General features: G+C 60.5%; 21 protein-coding genes and 2 pseudogenes. 13 read left to right on the forward strand and 10 right to left on the reverse strand.

All coding sequences use genetic code 11. The annotated features are described in order from the left end of the window. Positions 1-225 precede the first annotated feature (225 nt). From tssI to CLM72_RS10485, 4 genes are read left to right on the forward strand one after another with little or no spacing between them, the layout of a single operon-like run. Positions 226-2,121 carry a type VI secretion system tip protein TssI/VgrG gene (gene tssI / locus CLM72_RS10470; protein WP_105226375.1) on the forward strand — a complete coding sequence of 632 codons (1,896 nt, stop codon included), beginning with the start codon at positions 226-228 and terminating at the stop codon, positions 2,119-2,121. Further along, positions 2,121-2,957, forward strand: coding sequence for a DUF4123 domain-containing protein (locus CLM72_RS10475; protein WP_105226376.1), 837 nt, complete (start codon positions 2,121-2,123; stop codon positions 2,955-2,957). The genes tssI and CLM72_RS10475 overlap by 1 nt, the downstream gene beginning before the upstream one ends. After that, positions 2,950-3,729 (forward strand): hypothetical protein, encoded by a 780-nt coding sequence (locus CLM72_RS10480; protein WP_371920446.1) that lies wholly within the window; start codon positions 2,950-2,952, stop codon positions 3,727-3,729. Before CLM72_RS10475 ends, CLM72_RS10480 begins: the two co-directional genes overlap by 8 nt. Before the next feature lie 13 nt (positions 3,730-3,742). After that, positions 3,743-5,893: a lipase family protein gene (locus tag CLM72_RS10485; protein ID WP_105226377.1), complete on the forward strand. Its 2,151-nt coding sequence runs from the start codon at positions 3,743-3,745 to the stop codon at positions 5,891-5,893. Positions 5,894-5,902: 9 nt separating this feature from the next. On the opposite strand, the gene codA is transcribed toward CLM72_RS10485, so the two are convergent. The 4 genes from codA to CLM72_RS10505 all read right to left on the reverse strand — a co-directional run bounded on the left by codA (position 5,903) and on the right by CLM72_RS10505 (position 10,388). Further along, on the reverse strand, positions 5,903-7,138 hold the full coding sequence (gene codA, locus CLM72_RS10490; protein ID WP_105226378.1) for a cytosine deaminase: 1,236 nt from the start codon (positions 7,136-7,138) through the stop codon (positions 5,903-5,905). 50 nt (positions 7,139-7,188) lie between these two features. Beyond that, a complete protein-coding gene (gene codB, locus CLM72_RS10495) occupies positions 7,189-8,457 on the reverse strand; it encodes a cytosine permease (protein WP_105226379.1) in 1,269 nt (422 codons plus the stop codon). A 397-nt stretch (positions 8,458-8,854) separates the two neighbouring features. Then, complete coding sequence (gene queD / locus CLM72_RS10500) at positions 8,855-9,211, reverse strand: 6-carboxytetrahydropterin synthase QueD (protein ID WP_003190259.1); 357 nt, start codon at positions 9,209-9,211, stop codon at positions 8,855-8,857. Between the two features lie 97 nt (positions 9,212-9,308). Next, positions 9,309-10,388, reverse strand: a complete 1,080-nt coding sequence (locus CLM72_RS10505) for a hypothetical protein (RefSeq protein ID WP_054898802.1) — start codon at positions 10,386-10,388, stop codon at positions 9,309-9,311. A 158-nt stretch (positions 10,389-10,546) separates the two neighbouring features. On the opposite strand from CLM72_RS10505, the gene CLM72_RS10510 reads away from it, so the two are divergent. From CLM72_RS10510 to CLM72_RS10525, 4 genes are read left to right on the forward strand one after another with little or no spacing between them, the layout of a single operon-like run. Further along, positions 10,547-10,849, forward strand: coding sequence for a PepSY domain-containing protein (locus CLM72_RS10510; protein WP_105226380.1), 303 nt, complete (start codon positions 10,547-10,549; stop codon positions 10,847-10,849). Next, positions 10,849-11,160: a PepSY domain-containing protein gene (locus CLM72_RS10515; RefSeq protein ID WP_003190266.1), complete on the forward strand. Its 312-nt coding sequence runs from the start codon at positions 10,849-10,851 to the stop codon at positions 11,158-11,160. The genes CLM72_RS10510 and CLM72_RS10515 overlap by 1 nt, the downstream gene beginning before the upstream one ends. Further along, positions 11,160-11,828, forward strand: a complete 669-nt coding sequence (locus CLM72_RS10520) for a response regulator transcription factor (protein ID WP_034125807.1) — start codon at positions 11,160-11,162, stop codon at positions 11,826-11,828. Before CLM72_RS10515 ends, CLM72_RS10520 begins: the two co-directional genes overlap by 1 nt. Then, the gene (locus CLM72_RS10525; RefSeq protein ID WP_105226381.1) at positions 11,825-13,138 is read left to right on the forward strand and encodes a sensor histidine kinase; all 1,314 of its coding nucleotides are present in this window, start codon (positions 11,825-11,827) and stop codon (positions 13,136-13,138) included. The genes CLM72_RS10520 and CLM72_RS10525 overlap by 4 nt, the downstream gene beginning before the upstream one ends. A 128-nt stretch (positions 13,139-13,266) precedes the next feature. On the opposite strand, the gene CLM72_RS29545 is transcribed toward CLM72_RS10525, so the two are convergent. Next, the gene (locus tag CLM72_RS29545) at positions 13,267-14,022 is read right to left on the reverse strand and encodes a methyl-accepting chemotaxis protein (protein ID WP_370694801.1); all 756 of its coding nucleotides are present in this window, start codon (positions 14,020-14,022) and stop codon (positions 13,267-13,269) included. A 102-nt stretch (positions 14,023-14,124) separates the two neighbouring features. Further along, a pseudogene (locus CLM72_RS29550) lies at positions 14,125-15,414 on the reverse strand (HAMP domain-containing protein); the annotation flags it as partial. Between the two features lie 229 nt (positions 15,415-15,643). Here CLM72_RS29550 and CLM72_RS10535 point away from each other — a divergent pair. The 3 genes and pseudogenes from CLM72_RS10535 (at position 15,644) to CLM72_RS29560 (ending at position 18,826) form a co-directional block, all read left to right on the forward strand. Next, positions 15,644-16,963 (forward strand): Na+/H+ antiporter family protein, encoded by a 1,320-nt coding sequence (locus CLM72_RS10535; RefSeq protein ID WP_164919368.1) that lies wholly within the window; start codon positions 15,644-15,646, stop codon positions 16,961-16,963. A 183-nt stretch (positions 16,964-17,146) separates the two neighbouring features. Next, positions 17,147-17,968, forward strand: a pseudogene (locus tag CLM72_RS29555) (cache domain-containing protein); the annotation flags it as partial. 102 nt (positions 17,969-18,070) lie between these two features. Beyond that, positions 18,071-18,826: a methyl-accepting chemotaxis protein gene (locus tag CLM72_RS29560; protein WP_370004746.1), complete on the forward strand. Its 756-nt coding sequence runs from the start codon at positions 18,071-18,073 to the stop codon at positions 18,824-18,826. Between the two features lie 22 nt (positions 18,827-18,848). Here the strand turns inward: CLM72_RS29560 and yegQ are convergent, their stop codons facing one another. After that, positions 18,849-20,162, reverse strand: coding sequence for a tRNA 5-hydroxyuridine modification protein YegQ (gene yegQ / locus CLM72_RS10545; RefSeq protein ID WP_105226384.1), 1,314 nt, complete (start codon positions 20,160-20,162; stop codon positions 18,849-18,851). 172 nt (positions 20,163-20,334) lie between these two features. On the opposite strand from yegQ, the gene CLM72_RS10550 reads away from it, so the two are divergent. Continuing rightward, positions 20,335-21,402, forward strand: coding sequence for an AI-2E family transporter (locus CLM72_RS10550; RefSeq protein ID WP_019818663.1), 1,068 nt, complete (start codon positions 20,335-20,337; stop codon positions 21,400-21,402). Positions 21,403-21,405: 3 nt separating this feature from the next. Here the strand turns inward: CLM72_RS10550 and CLM72_RS10555 are convergent, their stop codons facing one another. From CLM72_RS10555 to CLM72_RS10565, 3 genes are all read right to left on the reverse strand, one after another. Continuing rightward, positions 21,406-21,588 (reverse strand): hypothetical protein, encoded by a 183-nt coding sequence (locus tag CLM72_RS10555; protein ID WP_034125803.1) that lies wholly within the window; start codon positions 21,586-21,588, stop codon positions 21,406-21,408. 91 nt (positions 21,589-21,679) lie between these two features. Continuing rightward, positions 21,680-21,874, reverse strand: coding sequence for a hypothetical protein (locus CLM72_RS10560; RefSeq protein WP_003190284.1), 195 nt, complete (start codon positions 21,872-21,874; stop codon positions 21,680-21,682). A gap of 233 nt (positions 21,875-22,107) precedes the next feature. Then, on the reverse strand, positions 22,108-22,473 hold the full coding sequence (locus tag CLM72_RS10565) for a hypothetical protein (protein WP_003190286.1): 366 nt from the start codon (positions 22,471-22,473) through the stop codon (positions 22,108-22,110). Between the two features lie 165 nt (positions 22,474-22,638). Between CLM72_RS10565 and CLM72_RS10570 the strand changes: the two genes are divergently transcribed. Beyond that, complete coding sequence (locus CLM72_RS10570) at positions 22,639-23,457, forward strand: shikimate 5-dehydrogenase (protein WP_105226385.1); 819 nt, start codon at positions 22,639-22,641, stop codon at positions 23,455-23,457. The last annotated feature ends 747 nt before the right edge of the window (positions 23,458-24,204 follow it).

Genomic DNA, 24,204 nt, shown 5'->3' on the forward strand with positions numbered 1-24,204 from the left:
AAGAGACAAGCAACAGTCCGCGTTTTCTGTTTGTTATGGAAAGTATTAATATTTTGTAAAAAGACACTTCCATCCTCGTTGTACGAAACTTCTTTTTTATTCGGTGCGGGCCGAAAATCGCCTGAAATCGCTAAGCTTGAGCATGTTCAGGTGCTTTTTTCCAATCCAGTTGGCGTTGGCGAAAGAGAGTCGTTCAATCGAAAAGTTGATAGCGGGTAACAAAGGATGGTTAACAATTTTCTTTCGTCATGTTTCAAATTGATCCTTTCAGAAATAAATACAGATCTTCAGGTAGTAGCGTTCAAAGGCAGCGAAGCCCTCGATCAACCTTACTTCATACAGGTGCAGTTAGTCAGCGAAGATCCTTCTCTTGACCTGGAGGCATTGCTTCATAAACCCGCCTATCTGGACTTCGGGGAAGCAGGGCAGGGCCTGCATGGGTACGTCTACGCCATCGGTCGGGACGATCCCGGTGCGCGACTCACCCGTTATCACATCACGCTGGCTCCACGTCTGGCATCCCTTGCCCATCGTTGCGACCAGCGGATTTTCCAGCAGCGCAGCGTACCGCAAATCATTGCGACGGTCCTCGAACACCACGGCATCTTCTCTGACGCCTATGCCTTTGAACTCGGGCCGGTGGTGTATCCGCCACGCGCGTTTTGCGTGCAGTACAGGGAGTCCGACCTGCATTTTATCCAGCGGCTGTGTGAAGAGGAGGGCATCCACTATCACTTTCGTCACAGCGTGGACAATCATCTGCTGGTGTTCGGTGATGACCAGACAGTATTTCGACGGTTGCCGGTGCAGCGGTATTGTTCGTCGCCTGATCCGGCGCTCCAGAGCCGTGTTGTACAGCGTTTCGACCTGCGATTGGAGACGCGCAGCCGGCGCACTGTACGTCGTGACTATGACTTCGAGCACCCTTCATTTCGCTTGCAAAAACATGCCGGTGCCGGGCAGGCGCAAGCTTTGGAAGACTATGCCTACCCTGCCGGTTTTAAGGGGCATGCGCGCGGCGCGCAGCTGGCGCGACGCGGCCTGGAGCGTCACCAGCGTGATCGCCACAGGGTGTTGGGCAAGAGCGACCAGCCGGCATTGTGCAGTGGTCACTTCCTAGAGCTATGTGATCACCCCGACCCACTCTGCAACGATTTATGGCTGCTGACTTCGGTGCGTCATGAGGGTTACCAGCCGCAGGTGTTGGAGGAGTCGATAGTTGAAGCCAGTGGATTCCAGGGCTATCGCAACCGATTCACCGCGACACCTTGGCGTGCAGTGCATCGACCGGCCCTCAAGCATCCCAGGCCAACGATCAGTGGCAGCCAGACCGCGACGGTAACCGGGCCTGCGGGCGAAGACGTGCATTGCGATGCCTATGGTCGGGTGAGGGTGCGCTTTCATTGGGATCGTATGGACAACCGCGAGGGGGCGAGCAGTTGCTGGCTGCGCGTGGCGTCCGGTTGGGCGGGGGACGGGTTTGGGGCCATGGTGATTCCACGGGTAGGCATGGAAGTGCTGGTGAGCTTTCTGGAGGGCGACCCGGACCACCCTCTCGTTACGGGTTGCCTGCCCAATGCATCACACCTGCCAGCCTATCCCTTGCCGCAGCACAAGACACGCAGCGTGCTGCGTAGCCGCAGTTCACCGGATGGTGGAGGGGCTAACGAGCTGCACGTTGAAGATCGACGCGGCGAAGAGCTCATCTACCTGCACGCCCAGCGTGACCTGGAACAACGGGTGGGTCATGACAGTCGCCTGGAGGTAGAGGGCGATAGCCTGACTCGCGTTGGCCAGAGTCTGGTGATCGAAGCTGGGCAGCAGGTTCACCTCAAGGCCGGTGCCAGCCTGGTCATTGAGGCCGGTGCGCAACTGAGCTTGATGGCTGGCGGGGAACACTTGGTGATGCAAGCGGGCAGTATCTCAAGCAGCAGGCCCCTCACCCAGGCCGGTTCGCCGGTCGCAAACAGTTCGGTGAGCCCGGCTTTGCTCGCTGGCGCGCAGTTATCGGCAGTGCAAAGCATCGTCATGGACTTGGCCAGGCAACTGGACGCGGACTTTTGCCCCCTGTGCGAGCGCTGTCGCGAAGGCCTGTGCGATATCACGCAGAGGGCGGCTTGATGGACAGCTTGCCCCATCGTTGGATGGCCCAACAGCTGCAGAACGGGCACCGATTGTGCCTGATAGTGGAGGGTAGCCACGAGACTCGCCAGCCTCTATTGGCAGGTTGCGCCCCGTCGCACTATTGCAATCTCTATAGCGATACCGCCGCGGCGGAGCTGGCGAGTTCTGGCCCGATCATCCTCTTGCTTGAGCAGATCAATGAACCCGCCCTGGCTGATCTGTTGCAACACCCGGAGTCAAACTGGGGGTGGCTCGCGAGCTTGTCGGCTACCGACTTGGCGGATGTGGCGCGCCATTGGCGCGAAAGGCTCCTGATAGGGCCGGAGGGCCAGCAGGCGCTTTACCGCATTCACGACAACCGCACCTTGGCCCGCGCCTTGGCCTATCTGGCCAAAGAGCATTGGCCGGTCTACCTCGGGCCGCTGATCAGTGTGTGCTATTGGCACGAAGGCCATTGGTGCCATCACGAAAACCCTGCACCGGGCGATTACCCAGCGCCTCGGCTCCCGCCTTGGCTCGATACACCCAACCCCCATGCCGAAGCCATCCTGAACGCCAATATCCTGCGTTACCTGTTGGCGGAACACAGTGAAGACCTGGCGGCATTGGTCGAATTCCAAGACCCAAGGATTTGGCTGGCCCAGGTACTGGCGCAGGCGCGCGCCTGGCAATGGCGGGAGCCGGAGAAGCTCGAATTTCTGGTGGTGCGTCGTTTGGCAGAGGCGACCCGAAGCAGTGTTATCCATTGGCAGCCGAGGGCCGGTGAGGCGCCAGGGGAGCATTTTGAACGAGTGGTGGAGCAGTGGCACAGGGAGGTAGGGAAAAGTGAATAGGTGGATAGGGTGGGTGTTGCTGGTTGTTGCGGCTGCGTGGCTGTCGGGGTGTACGGGGAGGACGGTGGAGCGTTTTACATTGGAGGTGGATTTGCCGGCGCAATTTGAACTTAAAACGGCTGCCAACTACCGCCCCGCAACGGGTGAGACCTGCACCTTGCCTCGGCGGCGAGGCAAAAGACCTGAGCGGAAAGTCTTTTTTACAGACTACAAGCCTGTGGCGAGCAGTGTGAGTTACGAGTTGCCACTGACTGAAACGGTAGAAGGATGTCCGTTGGTCCTGCGCAGCGTGGAATTTGACTTCTATGCGAAGTGGGGGACGCGGAGTACGGATGTGGGCGGGAATTTCGGGAGTATTTCCATTCGAGACCGTTTGGAGGCCGAGCTACCGGGGATGCCCGACTCGGGTGTGCAGGAAATACTTGGGCAATGTAAGTGGCACTTTCGGACGGTAGGGCCTTTGCATGCGATTAGAAAACTCCTGATCTGCAATTCATTGGATTCGATGGGAAACTTGCAAGAGTCGCGGGTAGGGGGCGTTGTACAAAGAGATCAACTGTCGGGAAGAAAGCTCAAGGTTGTGTTGAATTTGACTGATGAGGAACGACCCGCCTTTGACGATAATTGGATAAATGTTCCAGGTGGATGGAAGCGATGTAGGGGTAAAAACTTTGCCGATCGGGACGCTTATTGCAACGGCAATACCACCGACTTTAAACCGATAAAAATGCCGGATGGCCGCATTTGTAATATTTATCCATCGTGTGAGTAATAAGGAGTAAGCCATGTATTTGGACGCAAGGAAGCGACCCTTTTTCAGTGACAGCACGCCAGCTTGTTCATTGCGAGGGCAATGGGTGAGTTTTTGCTTGGTCGATGAAACTGGAGTTGGGGCGACGTACGGCGGCCTGTCGTATACGGTCCGCGACAGCGCTGGACGAGAGTACAAAGGTAGATTGAACGGGGAAGGATTCGCCAAGCTAAAAGATATTTACAGCGGTCCTGTGGTACTCGTTTTTGACGATCTGTATTCAGGAACCGAGCAGCCATATCGTCGGTTAATGATGCGGCCGACTTATCAGCTACCTATCACCGAGCTTCAAGTTCGTGCTGAGCAAACCAGATTTGCTGCGGTCGACGGACGTCGTATTGAAGCCAATCTCGCTCAACATCAACCCAACAGATTTTATCAAGTCGAAGTTAGAGATTTAGTTCGTCATGTCGCCCATTTGCCTCCGACAACGCCTCGAGTCCACTCTCCCAAGCGTCACGCACTGAAAATGATGGCCGATCTGGGCTTCGGCCCGCCTCAGCCTTCATTGGTGGGTATCGTACTGTTCCCCAACAAGCACACCGTTCTGGAAGTGCGACCACTACGGGCCTTACGCCCCATCTTATCCACCGAAGACGGCTTCTGCGCCCTGAACCTATACCAACTGGCATTGTTTGCTGCGTTGAGTTACTGCGATTTTGGACAGGCCCCCGCCGAAAAACCCTTAGACGAAGTCCGGTTTCCGTTGGATCCGAGCGTTGGAAATTTATTCGCTGAACAGCTTTCGGTGTATCACGAAGCCTGGCGAATTGATCCGAAGCAATCACACCGTTTTTACCCGATCTACGAAGATATCCCTTACTCCCAACGCTTCGAAATCCTGCCGTTCGATCCCGTGTTGTATCCCCAAAATCGCCCGGAACGAAACGAAGAGCAGGAGCATCCCGCACGTCTGCACTTTTTCGATGATGAAAAATTCGGTACTGACACCCAGGCCTTCATCACCCACCACGATGAAGTCATCCTGATTTCTGTGCGAGGAACGGTCAGCCGTGCCGACGTATTACGCGACGCCGACGCCCATCAGGTGTCTTTCGACGACGGTGTTGGAAAAGCGCACGGTGGTTTTTACCAGGCCTACCGGGCTATGCGTGATTTCGTATTGCAATACCTTGATCAGTTTCATGTGGGCCAGCGCATCGTAATTTGCGGCCACAGCCTCGGAGGCGCCATTGCATTGCTGTTGGCCGAAGGGCTGCGCCGAGCCCAGGATGCCCATTACAACATCCTGCTCTACACCTACGGCGCCCCCCGCGCCGCCGACTCTGACTTTACCTCCGGTGCCTCTTCCCTGGTCCACCACCGCATCGTCAACCACAACGACCCTGTCCCCAGCGTCCCGGCGCCCTGGATGAATACCACCGCCAAGCTCTGGATTCCCGGGGCCATCACGCTATTCAGCAACCCTTTACCCGGTGGCCTGTTGTTCGCCGCAGGGCTGGTGCGCGTGGGCGGCAACCCCTATCGACATCATGGTGAACAATATCACTTCATGCCGATCACGCTCCCGGATGGTAGCCATTCCTCGGTGTTATGGAAGCCTGGCTGTGAATCGCTTCAAGAGGCGGGTTGCAACCGCGCATTGCAACTGCAGGGCGACATGCCCGACCGCGATAATGTGCTGAGGCAGCTGTTTCAAGCCGACCAGCACTTCATGACCACCAGCTACATCCCCGCGGCGTGGGCGACATTGCGCCGCTGGCAACAAACTCTGGAGAGTGAGGGCTCGTTGGTGACCCAGAGGGAATTCGAGCTGCTCGACCGGGCCTTTGAAGACATGCGCGAGCAACTACGGGCCAAGCGGCGTGAACTTGCTCTGCGGCGCCCTGCCAATGATCGTAGCCATGAACCTACTGATGCCTTGAACGCAGAGATCGACCGTTTGCACACCAGCCGCGAGCGCTTGGCAAGCCTGCGCTGGCGTCGCCTGCAAGCCCGCGATGTCTACGGCAGCCATGCCTCTTCTGCACATCTGCAAGCGAGCCTCAAGCGTTGGTTCCGCCATCGCGAGAATCGTGAGCCGGCCCAATTCACCAGCGTCCCGCCGCCTTCCCACGATGAACAGGCACGGGTGCAAACGTTGGACATCGACTCAGTCGTCTAACCCACGCGGTTACATAAACTCTACCTGTGCCGGTTGCCGTTTCATCAGTACCTTGCCGTTGCGAATCGAGTACAACGGCAGGCCCTGGCTACGTATGACTTCGTAGTCGCTGTCGGCCGACAGGATCAGCAGGTTGGCCGGGCGACCTGCTTGCAACCCATAACGATCGCCCAGGGCCATGGCTTTGGCACTGTTGTCGGTGACCAGGTCCAGGGCGTTTTGCAAATTGCGGTAACCGAGCATATGGCAGATGTGCAGACCGGCCTCCAGTACTCGCAGAATGTTGCCGTTACCCAGCGGGTACCAGGGATCGACGATGGAATCCTGGCCGAAACACACGTTCATGCCGGCCTCAAGCAGTTCGTTCACACGGGTGACACCACGGCGTTTCGGGAAGTTGTCGAAGCGGCCCTGCAGGTGGATGCTTTCGGTGGGGCACGAGACAAAGCTGATGCCGGAGTGCCCTAGCAGGCGAAACAGCTTGGCGCAGTAAGCATTGTCGTAGGAACCCATGGCGGTGGTATGGCTGGCGGTCACGCGGGCACCCATGTCGCGGCTGCGGGCTTCTTCCGCGAGGACTTCGAGAAAGCGTGAGTGGGGGTCATCGGTTTCGTCACAGTGCACGTCCACCAGGCAGCCAGTACGCTCGGCCAGATCCATGAGGAACTTCACCGAACTCACGCCTTGGTCGCGGGTGTATTCGAAGTGGGGGATGCCACCGATCACATCGGCACCCAGGCGAATGGCTTCCTCCATTAACTCGCGACCATTGCGGAAGGACTCGATGCCTTCCTGGGGGAAGGCAACGATTTGCAGGTCGATCAGATGCGAGCTCTCTTCACGTACCTCCACCAGGGCCTTGAGTGCGGTGAGGTCCGGGTCGGTGACGTCGACATGGGTGCGCACATGCTGGATGCCATGGGCGGCGAGAGCCTGAATGGTTTTTTTGGCCCGGGTCTTGGTGTCTTCCAGAGTAATGGTGGCCTTGCGTTCGCCCCAGCACTCGATGCCTTCAAACAGCGTACCGCTCATGTTCCAGCGCGGCTCGCCGGCGGTGAGGGTGGCGTCGAGGTGGATGTGGGGCTCGACAAAGGGCGGTATGACCAGGTTGCCGGCGGCGTCCAAGTCGCCGCCCATCAGTATGGGCGCTCCGGTTTGCGCAGTGATGCTGGCGATCCGGCCATTTTCCAGGTGCAGATCATGCAGGCCTTCACGGTTGCGCAGGCGGGCATTGATGATGTGCATGGGCAAGTTCCTCTTGGCTAAAAACAATCAGGCAGACAGCCGCCAGATCCTCAGGGCGATACCGATGTCCGGGCGGTCATGACGCGTAGTATGGCGCTGAGCAGCACATAGGTCAGCGATGCGGCAAAAATTCCCACCAACGGTGCGACCCACGGCGAGTTGAACGCGACCACGGTGCCCACCCCATACGCGATCAGACCTGGCCAATTGAATGCCGGTAAGTGAGCCTCTGCCAAGCGCGGATATTGGCCGCGATAGCGATAGAAGAAGTCCGCCATGATCACGCCTCCTATCGGCGGGATGACCGTGCCCAGCAGGATCAGGTACGGCACCAACAAGTCGTACATGCCGAACAAGGCGAGCAGGGTGCCGATCACCGCGCCGGCCAGGGTCACGCTCTTGCGACGCTGGGTACGTAGCAGGTTGCAACCGGCGACGGCGAAGTTGTAGATGGTGTTGTCCTGGGTGCTCCAGATATTGAGCAGCAACATCGCCATCGCCGCCGTGGCGAAACCTTGCAGCAGCAAGACTTCCACTACATCCGGTTGCTGATAGACGATGGCGCCATAGGCCCCGATCAGCACCATCAAGCCATTGCCGACAAAAAAGCCGATCAGGCTGGCCAGCACCGCAACCTTGGCCGAGCGCGAAAACCGTGTCCAGTTGGTGGCCTGGGTTGCCCCGCTGACAAAGGTCCCGAACACCAGGGTGATGGCGGTGGACAAGTCCAGCTCAGCGCTGGGCACCACCGCCAGCAGCCCCTCCAGCCCGCCGACCTTCACGGTGGCGACCCACATCGACAGCATCAACAGGATGCCCATGGCCGGCACCGCGATGTAGGACAGGATTTCCAAGCCGCGATACCCCACGTAGGCGGTGGCGCAGAACAATAAGCCAAATATCACCATCAGCCCCTGCACACTGCCCTGGCTCAATTGGAAATACTTGCCCAATACCACCGCAGCCGTGGCCGTGCCCCAGGCATACCAGCCGATCTGGGTAAAACCGAGGATCAAGTCACTGAGCTTGCTGCCCACTTCGCCAAAGCAGAAGCGCCCCATCAACACCGAGTTCAAGCCGCTCTTGAACGCGATGTAACCCAAGCCTGCGGCGTAGATACCCAACAACAGGTTACCCAGGGCCACGACGCCGAGCATGTCGATGAAGCTGAACGCTACCCCCAGCTTGCCGCCGGCGAACATGGTCGCGGTAAAAAAGGTGAACCCCAGCAACACCATGGCCGTAGAGGCCAGACCCTTGCGCGCGTGCAAGGGGACTTCGCTGAGAGGGTAGTCGTTGCCGGGGTCTTGTTGCGTCATGGGGGCTGCTCCCTGAGTGGTGACCCAGGTCGTGTGCATCCTGCGTGCCAATGCAGGTGCAGGCAGGTATGCGCTGACGGAGTAAGCCCTTTATAAGGCCGCCCCCTCCCAATCAGCGCAAAAGCAGTGCAGCGGTGAGCCAAACTGGCTCAGTCGATCGGCGTCTGTGCGGGTTTTCCTAATGGATCAGCCCGCCGCTTCGAAAAAAACACCTACAGTTGGCAATGTCAGCCAATTAAGAGCTAGAGCGAACAAACAGTGACCTGTGGCGAGGGAGCTTGCTCCCGTTGGGCTGCGTAGCAGTCCCATCTTTTGGGGCCGCTTCGCGACCCAGCGGGAGCAAGCTCCCTCGCCACAGTGACATTCTCCGCAGGTGGTCTTTTCAACACTCGATCACTTACTCGCCGCGATAAATGCACCCACTGGTGCAGGTCTCGTGGATACGGATCGCACTGAGTTCCGGCAGCAAAGGTTTCAGTTCATTCCAGATCCACTTGGCCAGTACTTCGCTGGTAGGGTTTTCAAGGCCGGGAATGTCGTTGAGGTAGTTGTGGTCGAGGCGTTCATAGAGCGGCTTGAAAATCGCCTTGATCTCCGAGAAGTCGCGAATCCAGCCGGTATGGGGATCCAGGTCGCCGCTCAGGTGGATGGCCACCTTGAACGAATGCCCATGCAGGCGCCCGCATTTGTGGCCTTCCGGTACGTGGGGCAGGCGGTGGGCGGATTCGAATGTAAATTCCTTGAAGATTTCCACAGTGTTTTCAGCTCGGTCAGGTGTCTGGCAGGCGGCGAGTTTAACAGCTTGATCAACCTCTGCGCATACCGCCCCTCGGCCGCAGGCGCCCATGCGGTCAAAGGGCTAGCAAACGGTCGCCGAGCTTGCCGTTATCCGCCAATGCCAAAAACTCATCCCCCAGCCGTTGGCTCTCGCTCATGGCAGTTTGCCAATATTTGTTGCGGCCAGGGTCATCGCCCATAAAACGCTTGAAGTCGCTGCGGTCTGGCAGCTTGCCGTGGGGCAGGCGGGCCAGGTAGTCCCTGGACGGCGCCAGCAGTAATACATCCTGCAAGCCTTGCTGGTTGCTGCGCCGCCATGGCAGGCCCTTGTCGAACCAGCCGGGGATGACCCGGTCAGTAAAATGCGGGTACAGCACGATGTCATCGCCGTGGTAGGGCAGGTCGAGGTGATAGTCCAGCAGGCCGCCGTCGCGGTAGGTGCCGGCCCCGGCTCCAGGCAGGTCGCGCACGCCTTGCATGACCATGGGGATCGACCCGGACGCGAGCAACGCTTGGCGCAGGTTACCCACGTCCAGGGTGAGGAAGCGCGAGGGGAAATCCTTCAGGGGGTGTACAGGGGGCGCCTGGCGCGGGTCGTGGATGATCAGCCGCTCGAAATGCCGCGACAGCCGTGCGCGGCCCCGCAGGTTATCGGCAATCACCGATGACAGGCCCAGCCCCAGCCGCCCACGGTGGTCATCGGCGAGCAAACCGTGGCTCTTGACCACCATGATGTTCAGCCGATAGTCGGGGTTGTCCAGCACCCGCGCATCGCGCCCGGCCAGCAGGTCGTCGAGCATGCGTTGGCAGCTCTGGCTGACTTGCGCCATGGTCACACCTTTGGCGAAGCGCTGTTCGTTGTACAGCCGGCCCAGGTCGAGCAAGCCTTGCACCGGGTCGGGCAGGCAGGCGCTGGCAAACCGCCAGGAGCCAATGGACGCGCCGATCAGCGCACGCTCGCGCGGCGCACGGGGCAACCAATCACCGAACAGCGCCAGGTCGAGCCCTTGGATACCAAGAGCCTTGGGGCCGCCCGCCGCGCCGGGGAGGATACCGACGTCGGCAGGCGCAAGGCCCTGCTCGCGGATGCGGGTGATGGCGCGTTTACCGGCCTTGAGTGTCAAGGCCGGGAACTTGATATGGATGGCTGTCATACCGGTCTCTGTTGAGGCGAGCGGGGCAGTATAGGAAATCTCGCAGGCAGTGGGAAAAATGGCTTGACTGGAATTGCCATGGTGGCAATTCAGTTTCAGTTAAGTTGCAGCGCGTACCGTGGCCGGCGTAGGAAAACATCATGTAACGGAGACTTATCATGAAGCGCCTCACTGGCCTGGGCGCCGCCGCTATCATCCTCGTTACGGCGACCCCGGCCGCCGCCGTGGACCCCGACAAGCCACTGATCGTGCCGGCCACTGTTACAATTGTCGCTTTCGATCAATTGGAAGCTACGGCCCTGGCCCTTCACCCTGGTTCGACGCTGCTGGACACCGATTTGGATGAGGAATACGGCAAGTACGTCTATGAAGTCGAGCTACGAGATGCAGACGGCATTGAATGGGACGTTGAATTGAACGCGCTCACCGGGCAGGTTCTCAAGAATCATCAGGATACGTAATGAAGGTAAATTTACGCGTCGGCAGTCGCGTGGCGCTGGTGCTCATGGTGTTCTGTTCCAGCCTGGCGGCCCGCGACCTCAACCAGGACGAAGCCCTGGCCCTGCGCCAACAAGGCGTCATCCTGCCATTGGAACAGCTGTTGCAGCAGGCCATGGCGCGATACCCCGGCTCACGGCTGCTGGAAGCCGAACTGGAAAAGAAACACGGGCAATACGCCTATGAAGTGGAACTGGTGACCACCGAGGGCGTGGTGCGCGAGATCAAGCTGGACGCCACCAATGGCGACCTGATCAAAGATGAGGAAGACTGATGCGCCTGCTCCTGGTGGAAGACAACGTGCCCCTGGCCGACGAACTGATGGCCGGCCTGCAGCGCCAGGGCTACGCGGTCGACTGGCTGGCCGATGGCCGCGACGCCGTGTATCAGGGACGCAGCGAGCCGTATGACTTGATCATCCTCGACCTTGGCTTGCCCGGTTTACCCGGGCTTGAAGTGCTGGCGCAATGGCGCGCCGCCTCGTTGGCCATCCCAGTGCTGATCCTCACGGCCCGCGATTCCTGGGCCGAGCGTATCGAAGGGCTCAAGGCCGGCGCCGATGATTACCTGAGCAAACCCTTTCACCCCGAAGAGCTGTACCTGCGCATCCAGTCGCTGCTGCGCCGCTCCCACGGCCAGACGAACCAACCCACCCTGCAAGCTGCCGGCCTGCATTTGGATGAAGGTCGCCAGTGCGTGCTACGTGACGGCGCCGAGATCCAGCTGACGGCTGCCGAGTTTCGTTTGTTGCGCTATTTCATGCTGCATCCCGAACAGATCCTGTCCAAAAGCCACCTGGCCGAACACTTGTATGACGGCGAGACCGAGCGCGACTCCAATGTGCTGGAGGTGCACGTCAACCATCTAAGGCGCAAATTGGGCCGCAGCGTGATCGAGACCCGGCGCGGCCAGGGCTACCGTTTCGGCGCCACCCCGGCATGAGGTCGATCCAGCGGCGCTTGAGCCTGGGGTTGATCAGCGTGATGGTGATCGTCGGCGTGGTGCTGGCGCAAACCAGCCTGTGGTTGTTCGAGGCGGGTTTGCAGCGCTACCTTGAAGCGGGCTTGCGCAACGACAGCGAAAACCTGCTGGTGGCGCTGGTGCGTGGGCCCAACGGCGTGCAGTTGGATGAGCAACGCCTGTCGCCGGCGTACCAGCGGCCGTTTTCCGGGCATTACTTTCGTATCGACTTTGCCGATGTGCATTGGCGCTCCCGTTCATTGTGGGACCAGGAACTGCCCCGGCTCCCGGTGGCGGGGCTCAAGGGCAACCTGCAACTGGGGCCCGAAGGCCAGCAACTGTTGGTGCTGCGCTCGGACTACAAGCGCTTCGGCCAATCGATTTCCATCAGCGTGGCCCAGGACTACACGCCTGTGCGCGAGAGCTTTCGCCTGATGCGCCAGGTCGGCCTGGTGATGGGGCTGGCGGCGCTGCTGTTGGTGCTGATCCTGCAACGGGTCACCGTGCGCCGTGCCCTGCGCCCCCTGGAGACCGCACGCAACCAGATCGCCCAACTGCAACAAGGCCAGCGCTCGCAACTCGATACCCAGGTGCCGCTTGAGCTGGAGCCACTGGTGGCGCAGATCAACCACCTGTTGGCGCACACCGAAGACAGTCTCAAGCGCTCGCGCAACGCCCTCGGCAACCTGGGGCATGCGCTGAAAACCCCGCTGGCAGTGTTGTTGAGCGCCGCTTCCAGTGACGCGCTCAAGGATCATCCGCAACTGAGCCAGTTGCTGCGCGAGCAATTGGAGCAGGTGCAGCAGCGCCTCAACCGTGAACTCAACCGTGCGCGCCTGGCGGGTGATGCCTTGCCGGGCGCGTTGTTTGACTGTGAACAAGAGCTGCCCGGTTTACTGGCCACCCTGCGCATGATCCACGGCGAACACCTGGACCTCAGCTATCAGGTGGCGCCGGGCCTGCAACTGCCCTGGGACCGTGAAGACCTGCTGGAACTGCTGGGCAATCTGTTGGACAACGCCTGTAAATGGGCGGACGCCGAGGTATGCCTGAGCGTCAGCGAGACGCCACAGGGCTATCGGCTGGCGGTGGAAGACGACGGCCCCGGCATTCCCGAGGCCCAGCGCGACCAAGTGTTCAACCGTGGCGCACGCCTGGATGAGCAAAGGGTTGGCCATGGCCTGGGTTTGGGGATCGTGCGCGACATTGTTGAGGTGTGGGGTGGGGTGTTGCAACTGCAAGAGAGCGAGCTGGGTGGGCTCAAGGTATTGATCCAGTTGCCACGCCGCTGACACTGGCACACCACCGCTCAAAATGTGGGAGCTGGCTTGCCTGCGATAGCATCGACTCGGTTTATCTGAAATACCGAGGTGTCTGCATCGCGGGCAAGCCCGGCTCCCACAGAAAAGCCTTGCTACATTCAGACCCGAAACTGATCCATCAACCCCTGCTGCTGGTTCGCCAGGCTGTTCAACGCCTGGCTGACCCGCGCCGATTCATTGGCCTGCTCCGACAACGACTCGGTCACATCGCGAATGGTCGCCACGTTGCTGTTGATCTCTTCGGCCACGGCGCTTTGCTCTTCCGCGGCGCTGGCGATTTGCAGGTTCATATCACTGATCACCGTGACCGCATCGCCAATCTGGCGCAAGGCGGTGACGGCCTGGCCGACCTGTTCGACGCTGCCCTGGGCCTGGCGATAGCTGTTGCCCATGGAGCCGACCACGTCGCTGGTACCGGTTTGCAATTGTTCGATCACCAGGCGGGTTTCTTCCACCGATTCCTGGGTGCGCCGTGCCAGGTTGCGCACTTCGTCGGCGACCACGGCAAAACCGCGGCCGGCTTCACCGGCGCGAGCGGCTTCGATGGCGGCGTTGAGCGCCAACAGGTTGGTCTGCTCGGCGATGCCGCGAATCACTTCGAGCACCGAGCCGATCTGTTCGCTGTTGGCGGCCAGGCCTTCAACTTGGGTCATGGCGGTGCTCATGTCGGCGGCGAGCTCGCCAATGTTGGCGGTGGTGCGGTCGATAACCGTCAAGCCTTGGCGAGTCGCCTGGTCGGCATCTCGGGCGGCTTGGGCCGCCTGGGCGGCGCTGCGAGCCACATCCTGGGCGGTGGCGCTCATTTCGTGGGATGCGGTGGCCACCTGATCCACCTGACGGTACTGCTGCTCCATGCCGGCGCTGGTTTGCGTGGCAATGGCTGCGGACTGGTCGGCGGTGCCGCGAGCGTCCTGCACCGAGCGTTTGACCTCGGCAATGATCGGCTGCAGCTTGTCGAGGAAGCGGTTGAACCAGCCGGCCAATTGGCCCAGTTCGTCCTGTTTGGCATAGGCCAGGCGCCGGGTCAGGTCGCCTTCGCCGCTGGCGATATCCTCAAGCATGTGCGCCACGCCGAGGATTGGCCGGGTCACGCTGCGCGCCATCAGCCACACCAGGATCAAGCCGACCACGGCGGCGAGCAGGCCCAGGCCCAGTTCCAGCAGGGTGCCTTTGGCGTTGTCGGCGTCCAGCTGGTTTTTCAGCGCTTCGGCGGGGGCGACCAGGACTTTTTCCGGTACATCCAGCAATACGCCCCACGCCTTACCGCCGGGAATGGGCGCAAAAGGCGCGAGTACCTTGAGTTGGTGGTCGGTGCGCAGGCTGCGGGTCTGGGTACTGCTGGCCAAGGCACTGGTCAGCTGTGCGCCGCTGGCCGGGTCGACCTGCTCCAGGCGTTGGCTGAGTTTGCTGGCATCCGGGCTGTAGCCAGCCAATAAGCCAGTGGCGCTGAGGATGCTGACCTGGGTCTGGCCGTCGTACAGTTTCTGGCTGGCCTGTTGGCTGACCGTCTGCAGGCTGTTGAGGTTGATATCCACCGACAGCGAGGCGATGACTTTGCCATTGACCATCAGCGGGAACACGATGCTGGTCATCAGCACGTTCTGGCCGTCGATCACATAGAAGTAGGGCTCGATCACACAAGGCTTGAGAGTCGTGCGCGGGCAGGTGAACCAGGCGTTGGCCTTTTCGCCGCTGGGGCCGATGGAGGTGTCGGCCATGTCGCTCTCGGGCAGCGCCATCGAGGTGATTTTCCCCGGCGTCGGTTGCGACCAGTACAGGGCGAAACGGCCTTTGTCATTGCTGCCCAGTTCCGCCTGGTTGGCGAACAGTTCGTCCTTGCCGTCCAGCGCATTGGCTTCGAACACCAGGGACAGGCCGAGCAGGTCGGGGTTGGCCTGCAGGGCGGCCTTGACCTGGCGCGTCAGGTCTTCACGGGTGTCGAAGGCATCGAGAAAGCGCTTCTCGGCCTGCTCGCGCAAAAACAGCACCTGGCGGGAAAAACCGTGGCCGTATTGGTAGGCATCCATGAACTGCTGGCGAATGCCCAGCGCCTGCACTTCGCCTTGGGCCTCGATGCGCGACTGGGCGGCTTCGTCGAGCATCTGCATGCTGGACGCCTTGACCTGCTGGGAGCTCTGCGCCATGCGATACAGCGACAGACCCACCAGCAGGGTCACGATCCCCAGCAGGCAGAGGCCCGCCAGCAGGGTGATTTTCCATTGAATGGAGAGCTGCCTGAGCGACATCGGGACATCCTTACCTGAAAGCACATAGAGACAGCGTATCGGCCAGTGCCTGTAATTCTTTATCCGTGCAGAGGGCTTTGCCTCACCACAGTTTTTGACATGGCAGCCCAGCTCCTGCAAAGTGCGCGCCCTCTAATAAGACCTCTTTCAAGCCTGCACGCCGGCAGCTGTTCCCATGGGCCGCGCGCGGGCATGCCTGTCTTTTTTGTTTCTGCTTGAGGTAACCATGATTAACGCAGTCATCGCCGCGGTCGGCACCATGCTGGTACTCAGCCTGTCCCGCGTGCATGTGGTCATCGCCATTATCGTCGGCGCCCTGGTGGGCGGCTTGACCGGTGGCCTGGGTATCGAGGCCACGCTCAAGGCCTTCAACGGCGGGCTGGGCGGCGGCGCAACCGTGGCCTTGTCCTACGCATTGCTCGGCGCTTTCGCCGTGGCGATTGCCAAGTCCGGGCTGGCCCATGCCTTGGCGGACAAAGCCTTGCTGCTGGTGGACCGTCAGGACGCCAGCGGTGGCAACCACGTCAAATGGCTGCTGATCGGCCTGTTATGGGTGGTGGCGATTGCCTCGCAGAACATCTTGCCGATCCACATTGCGTTTATTCCGCTGCTGGTACCGCCGCTGTTGTATGTGCTGACCAAGCTGCAACTGGACCGTCGCCTGATCGCCTGCGTGATGACCTTCGGCCTGATCACCCCGTACATGTTTCTGCCGGTGGGCTTTGGCAATATCTTCCTCAATCAGATCCTGCTGGCCAACGTCGCCAAGAGCGGGGTGGATATCAGCGGGGTCAATGTCACCCACGCCATGGGCTTGCCGGCGCTGGGCATGGTGGTCGGCCTGCTGGTGGCGGTGTTGATCAGCTACCGCAAAAAGCGTGTGTACGACCTGAAGAAAATCGAGCGTGTCGAGCAAGTGGCGGTGCAGTACAACCCGCTGACCCTGCTGGTGGCCGGCCTGGCGATCGCCTCGGCGTTCATCATCCAGTTGTGGCTGGACTCGATGATCATCGGCGCCCTGGCCGGGTTCCTGATCTTCTCGGTGTCGGGCATCGTGCGCTGGCGCGATACCGATGACCTGTTCACCGAAGGCATGAAAATGATGGCGATGATCGGCTTCATCATGATCGCGTCCTCAGGTTTTGCCGAAGTACTCAAAGCCACCGGTGACGTGAATTCGCTGGTACAAACCTCGGCGGCGTTCATCGGCCATAGCCGGGGCGTCGGCGCGTTGTTGATGCTGCTGGTGGGGTTGTTGGTGACCATGGGCATCGGCTCGTCGTTTTCCACGGTGCCGATCCTCGCGGCGATTTTCGTGCCGCTGTGTGTGCAGTTGGGCTTCAGCCCGGTGGCCATCGTGTGCATCGTTGGTACCGCCGGCGCCTTGGGCGACGCCGGTTCGCCCGCCTCGGACTCCACCCTCGGCCCCACCTCCGGCCTGAACATCGACGGCCAGCACCACCATATCTGGGACACCGTGGTGCCGACCTTCCTGCACTACAACCTGCCGCTGCTGGCGTTCGGCTGGCTGGCTGCGATGACGCTCTGATCCAGGCGAGAACCTCTGTGGCGAGGGAGCTTGCTCCCGCTGGGCTGCGAAGCAGCCCCAAAAAAGCGTGCGGGCGCTGCGCACCCGAGCGCGAGCAATCTCTGGCCACACAAGCTCGCGCCTACAGTAATCGCTCACATGGCCGTTAACCTCTCAAGTCGCCACTAACAAGAGAGAAAAGCCATGCGTCTGAGTTTGAAGGCCAAAGTCCTGGCCCTTGCTGTCGTGCCGGTGTTGTTGTTTGCCGTGGTCATCAGCCTGACCACCGTGTGGATTCTGCAGGGCCAGGCCCGCAACGAGGTGGATGAAACCCGTCAGCGCCTGCTCAACGACGCCAAGGCCACCCTGCAAAGTTATGTCGAGGTGGCCATGACCACCATCAAGCCGCTCTACGACGCAGCAGCCCCCGGCGACAGCGCGGCGCGGGCGCAGGTGGTCAAGTTGTTATCCAATACCAGCTACGGCAAAGACGGCTATTTCTTCGGCTACGACTCCGAGACCATCCGCCTGTTCAAGGGCAACAGCCCGGACGGCGTGGGCAAAAGCTTCAAGGACAACCGCGACCCCAACGGCGTCTACGTCAACCGCGACCTGGTCAAGGTTGGCAAGGACGGCACCCACTACCTGCAATACAGCTCGACCCAGCCCGGCCAGACCGAGCTGGTGCCCAAGCTCGGCTATACCGAGTACCTGCCCAAGTGGGACATGGTGATCGGCACCTCGGTGAACCTTGATAGCATCGACGCCCAAGTGGCGGTGGTGCAGGCAAAAGTCGAGAAGCGCATGCAAGGCGTACTGTTGAGCATCCTCGGCGTGGCCGTGGTGGTGTTGCTGGTGATCGCCGCCGTGGGCATGCTGCTGGCCAATACCATCCTGCGCCCGCTGCACCTGATGAAGGCCAACCTTGATGACATCGCCGCGGGTGAAGGCGACCTGACGCGCCGCCTGGCCATTACCAGCCAGGATGAACTCGGCGATCTGGCCGGTGCATTCAACCGCTTTGTCGATAAAATCCATGGCCTGGTGCGCCAGATCACCGACATGACCGCCCAACTCACCGGGCTGGTGAGCCAGGTGTCCGAGCAGGCCCAGCGCTCTGAACAGGCCATGGAACGCCAGCGCCACGAGACCGACCAGGTGGCCACCGCGATCAACCAGATGTCCTCGGCTGCCCACGAAGTGGCACGCAGTGCCCAAGGCGCCGCCGTCGCTGCGCAGCAGACCGACGCCGAAGGCCAGGCCGCCAAGCGGGTAGTGGACGGCAGCATCGCGCAGATCCATGCGCTGGTGAACGACATCCGCAGCAGCGGCGTGTCCCTGGACAGCCTGCAGCAGGATGTGTCGTCAATCGTCAGTGTGCTCGGCGTGATCCGCTCCATCGCCGAGCAAACCAACCTGCTGGCGCTCAACGCTGCCATCGAGGCCGCACGGGCCGGGGAGGCTGGGCGTGGCTTTGCCGTGGTCGCCGATGAAGTGCGTGCCCTGGCCAGTCGCACCCAAACCAGCACCCAGGAAATCCAGGGCATGATCGATCGCCTGCAAAAAGGCACCGAGGCGGCCGTGGACGCTATGCGCCGCTCCAGCGATGCTGGCGACGGCACCTCGGCCCAGGCCAACCAGGCCGGCGCGTCCCTGGACACCATGGCGCAACTGATTGGCACCATTAACTCAATGAACGCCCAGATCGCCAGCGCCGCCGAAGAGCAGACCGCCGTGGCGGAAGAGATCAACCGCAGCGTGCATCAGATTGCCGTAGCGGTAGACAGCGTGGCGGACGAAACCCAATTGGGCGCTCAGACGTCTCGCAGCCTGGCAGACCTGGGCCAGCGCCTGGGGCAGTTGGTGGGCCAGTTCAGGATCTGATCCATTCAACCCATGGCAGGGTTTAAACGTCGCGCATCAGCAGGCCAAAACGCAGGTCCATCTGCGCCGGAATCGGCACATACACCGTATGCCCGTCCCCCGGCGCCACCTCAATGCTTTCGCCCTTGGCGTTATGCAGGCTCGGCAAGTCAAAATGAAAATTGCCGGCGGGCGTCATCAACTCCAGGTGGTCGCCCAGCGCAAAGCGATTCTTCACCTTCACCTCGGCCAACGCGCCACGGCGCTCGCCGGTCAGCTCCCCGACAAACTGCTGGCGCTCGGAAATCGAGCTGCCGTTCTGGTAGTTCTGGTATTCATCGTGCACGTGGCGGCGCAGAAAACCTTCGGTGTAGCCACGCTGGGCCAGGGAGTCGAGGTTGGTCATCAGGCCGCGGTCAAATGCCCGGCCGGCCACTGCGTCATCGATGGCCTGGCGGTACACCTGGGTGGTGCGCGCGCAGTAGAAGTGGGACTTGGTGCGGCCTTCGATCTTCAACGAATGCACGCCCATCTGTGCCAGGCGCTCCACATGCTGCACGGCCCGCAGGTCCTTGGCGTTCATGATGTAGGTGCCGTGTTCGTCTTCGAAAGCGGGCATGGGGGAATCGGGGCGATTGGCCTCTTGTAGCAGGAACACCTGATCGGTGGGTGTGCCGATGCCCAATGTGGGTTGGTATTCATGGACGATATCGCCAGTGGCATTCTCCACTGCCGGCGTGGCCTGGTATTTCCAGCGGCAGGCATTGGTGCAACTGCCCTGGTTGGCATCGCGTTTGTTCATATAGCCCGACAGCAGGCACCGCCCGGAATAGGCCATGCACAAGGCGCCATGTACAAACACCTCCAACTCCATCGTCGGCACCTGCTGGCGGATTTCGCCGATCTCTTCCAGGGACAGCTCCCGCGACAGAATCACCCTGCAAATGCCTTGTTGCTGCCAGAACGCCACGCTGGCCCAGTTCACCGTATTGGCCTGTACCGACAGGTGGATCGGCATCTGCGGGAAGTGCTGGCGCACCAGCATGATCAGCCCAGGATCGGACATGATCAGCGCATCCGGGCCCATGGCGATCACGGGCGCCAGGTCCTTGAGGAAGGTCTTGAGCTTGGCGTTGTGCGGCGCAATGTTCACCACCACGTAGAAGCGCTTGCCCTGGTCATGGGCTTCCTGGATGCCGAGGGCCAGGTTGGCGTGGTCGAACTCGTTATTGCGCACCCGCAGGCTGTAGCGCGGCTGGCCGGCATAGACCGCGTCGGCACCGTAGGCGAAGGCGTAGCGCATGTTTTTCAGGGTGCCGGCGGGAGCGAGCAGTTCGGGGGCAGTTATCGGGCGCATGGGGGTGGGTCGCAAAAAGGCGCGAGGGTAGTGCTGGAGCGATAACGGGATATTGATCCAGGTCTAAATAACGCGATCTATGCTTGTTCGATAAACAAGGGCACTCCCACGTTTGGCTGCGGACTAAGCAACAGGGCCGCCATCGGCCCTGTTTTTCTGACATGGACCGGACATGAATCAAACCAACCTGCAATTCAAAACCCTGTTGCTGCTACTGGCCTTGGTCACCGTGGCTTTTATCTGGATATTGCTGCCGTTCTACGGTGCGGTGTTCTGGGCCGTGATCCTGGGCATTATCTTTGCGCCGATGCAGCGCCGCCTGCAGCAACGTTTTAGCTGGAACCGCAACCTGACCTCCCTGACCACCTTGATGGTGTGCCTGGTGATCGCGATTCTGCCGGTGATCATCACCAGTGCTTTGCTGGTGCAAGAGGGGGCCACGCTCTACAAAAACATCGAGAGCGGCAAACTCGACGTAGCGGGTTATATCGAGCAATTCAAGAACGTTCTACCGCCGTATTTCCAGCAATTGCTCGACCGCTTCGGCATGGGCAACCTCGAAGGGCTGCGGGAAAAAGTGGTCAAGGGCGCGATGCAGGGCAGTCAGTTCTTTGCCTCCCAGGCGTTCAGCTTCGGCCAGGGTACGTTTGATTTCCTGGTGAGCTTTTTCATCATGCTGTACCTGCTGTTTTTCCTGCTGCGCGATGGCCCGGAACTGGTACGCAAGGTGCGCACGGCAGTACCGTTGGCCGAGCCGCAAAAGCGTCGCCTGCAGCTCAAGTTCAACCGCGTGGTACGCGCCACGGTCAAGGGCAACGTGCTGGTGGCTGTGACCCAAGGTGCGCTGGGAGGCTTGATCTTCTGGTTTCTGGACATCCCGAGTGCCTTGCTCTGGGCCGTGCTGATGGCGTTCCTGTCACTACTGCCAGCGGTGGGTGCCGGGCTGGTCTGGGGGCCGGTGGCGGTTTATTTCCTGTTGAGCGGTTCGATCTGGCAGGGCGTGGTGCTGGGGCTGTTCGGGGTGTTCGTGATTGGCCTGGTGGACAACGTGCTACGCCCGATCCTGGTGGGCAAGGACACCAAGATGCCGGACTACCTGATCCTGATCTCGACCTTGGGCGGCCTGTCGGTGTTCGGCCTTAACGGCTTTGTGATCGGGCCGCTGGTGGCAGCGTTGTTCATGTCGTGCTGGGCGTTGTTCGTCGAAACCAAGCCGCGGGTCAAGTTGCCATTGCCATAGCGTTCAGGCCTCGAGCCTGAAGTCGGTTGCCATTCGGCGCTGTGTTTCGGCATCGGATAACGAAGTGAGCGGGCCGCTGATCGGCTCGCCATCGCGCACAACGTACCAGCAGGCGAGCAAGCCCAGTTTGCGCAGAGGGGCGGGGACGGCGCTGCCGATGACGGACATGATTTGAATAGTGGGCATAAGTACCTCCAAACGTTATGGAGGTCACCTTACGGTTTGCCGGTGCCTGGGAAAAATCACCTGGCTCGATAGTCGACATCAACGCCAGGCGTTAATCCACCACCTGGTCGAGCATGTTCACCACTTCGTGCTCACTGAGCAGGCCCTTGCGCACCAGGTTTTCTGCCAGCAATGCCAGGAACTTGGCGCTGCGATGGCCTTCGAGGTGCTTGAGTTCAGTCAAGGCGCTGTAGACCTTGCTGGAGGTGCAAAGGCCGGCGGTGCGGTGCGGGTTTTGTGTGGGCATGGTCAATCGTCCTTAATTGTTATTGGCTGGACTGGGTCGATAGTGCGACTGTTTTGTGACGCAAACATGACAGCGCAGCCCGCCATCGATCAAGAGGATATTTGACGCTTATCATGTGGGATTGCTGCTCGTACGTTGTTCTCACAGCGACACTGGCAGGATTAATCCGGACTTCCCAGGCAAAAAAAGGCCCCGCGTGTGGGCGAGGCCTGTGGCTGTCAACGGATTAAAACTTACCAACCATGGCGGTAGTAGCCGTGGGGCGGGCCGTAATAGCCGCGAGGCGGCCCATAATAACCGCGCGGTGGGCCGTAGTAGACGGGCGCCGGGCGATAGTAAACCTGCTGTTGCACATACACCGGTGGCGGTGGCGCGTAGTAGACCGGCGGCGGAGCGGCATACACCGGCTGCGGCTGCACATACACCGGTTGTTGCACATACACCTCACGCGGTTGGCTGGCAACCACAGAGCCGACTACCGCTGCGCCGACAAGCGCACCGAACACGGCCGGGCCACCCCAACCACCACCGTGGGCGGAGGCTTGGCCGGCCATCGCGAGTGCGCCGATAAGCAAGGCGATCCTGGGGAGTTTACGCATGATGGTCTTTCCTCGGTTAGCCCCTGCGCTTGTGGTCTGCAATCAATAGACTCAAGGATTGTCGCGGGGATACTTTTAAGACAACGTATTTCGAGAAAACAGCACGGCCAATGGGTAAAGGTTGTGTAAGGTCTGTACCGATTTGCTTACTTCAAGGAGTTATCCATGCAGATGCACCCCAACAAGGACACCCAACTGTGCATGTCGCTGTCGGCGCGCCCTGGGAACTTTGGCCTGCGTTTTCATAACCACCTGTATGAACAGCTGGGTCTGAATTTTTACTATAAAGCCTTCAGCAGCCAGGACTTGCCCGGCGCGATCGGCGGTATCCGCGCCCTGGGTGTGCGGGGTTGCGGGGTGTCCATGCCGTTCAAGGAGGCTGCCATTGCCTTGATGGACGAACTCGACGATTCGGTTCAAGCCATCGACTCCCTGAACACCATCGTCAACACCAACGGCCACCTCAAGGCTTACAACACCGACTACATCGCCATTGAGCAATTGCTGAAAAAACACGCGGTGCCCAAGGACTCCAGCTTCGCCATGCGCGGCAGCGGCGGCATGGCCAAGGCGGTCGCCAGCGCCTTGCGTGACGGGGGGTACGCCAATGGCGTGATCGTGGCGCGTAATGAGGTGGCGGGCCAGGCATTGGCCAGGAACCTGGGGTACACGTGGCAGGCGGATCTGGGCAGCCAGCGTCCACAGATGCTGATCAACGTGACGCCCATCGGCATGACCGGCGGGGTCGAGGCGGATGCGTTGGCGTTTGAGGCCGAGGCAATCGATCAGGCTGAGACGGTCTTCGATGTGGTGGCGATCCCGGCGGAAACGCCGTTGATCGTGCGTGGTCGTGCCCAGGGCAAGCGGGTGATTACCGGGCTGGAAGTGATCGCTATCCAGGCGTTGGAGCAGTTTGTGCTTTATACCGGCGTGCGGCCTACGCAGGAGCAGTTCGAGGCAGCGGTGGCCTTCGCCCGCAGCTAAAGCCTTACGCACAACCATTCGGTGATCTAACTGACGCACACGCGATCCAACTGTGGGAGCTGGCTCGCCTGCGATGGCGGCCTGCCAGGCGACGGCTATCTACCTGACACCCCACGATCCAACTGTGGGAGCTGGCTTGCCTGCGATGGCGGCCTGCCAGGCGACGGCTATCTACCTGATACCCCACGATCCAACTGTGGGAGCTGGCTCGCCTGCGATGGCGGCCTGCCAGGCGACGGCTATCTACCTGACACCCCACGATCCAACTGTGGGAGCTGGCTTGCCTGCGATGGCGGCCTGCCAGGCGACGGCTATCTACCTGACACCCCACGATCCAACTGTGGGAGCTGGCTTGCCTGCGAAGACGGCCTCACAGTCGACGCCGTAATACCGAGTACATATCCATTCCTGCGGTAACGGCTACTTAGGGTTCCGCTCTGACAGCGGCTCACTTTTGAAAAAATGCGCAAAAGTAAGCAAAACGCTCTTGCCCCACCACTCGGCACCTCGCTCAGGCTCGGTGTGCCCGAACACAGGCTTGAATCCGTGGGCCGCCGCCACGCGCCATCCATGGCGCGGGGCGGCTAACCCGGCGTCCTGCCGGGTTACCCACGAATTCAAGCCTGCGTTCGGCCAGCGTGGTTTAACGGGGCGCCTAAGATCAAAAGCAGAGCAAGATCAAGAGCGGCTCGCTTCGCATCGTGGTTACCGTCGGCTGCTGCAACCTACAAAGTTGTGTCGATACCA

It is taken from the genome of Pseudomonas sp. MYb193 (genome assembly GCF_002966775.1).
Lineage (GTDB): Bacteria > Pseudomonadota > Gammaproteobacteria > Pseudomonadales > Pseudomonadaceae > Aquipseudomonas > Aquipseudomonas paracarnis.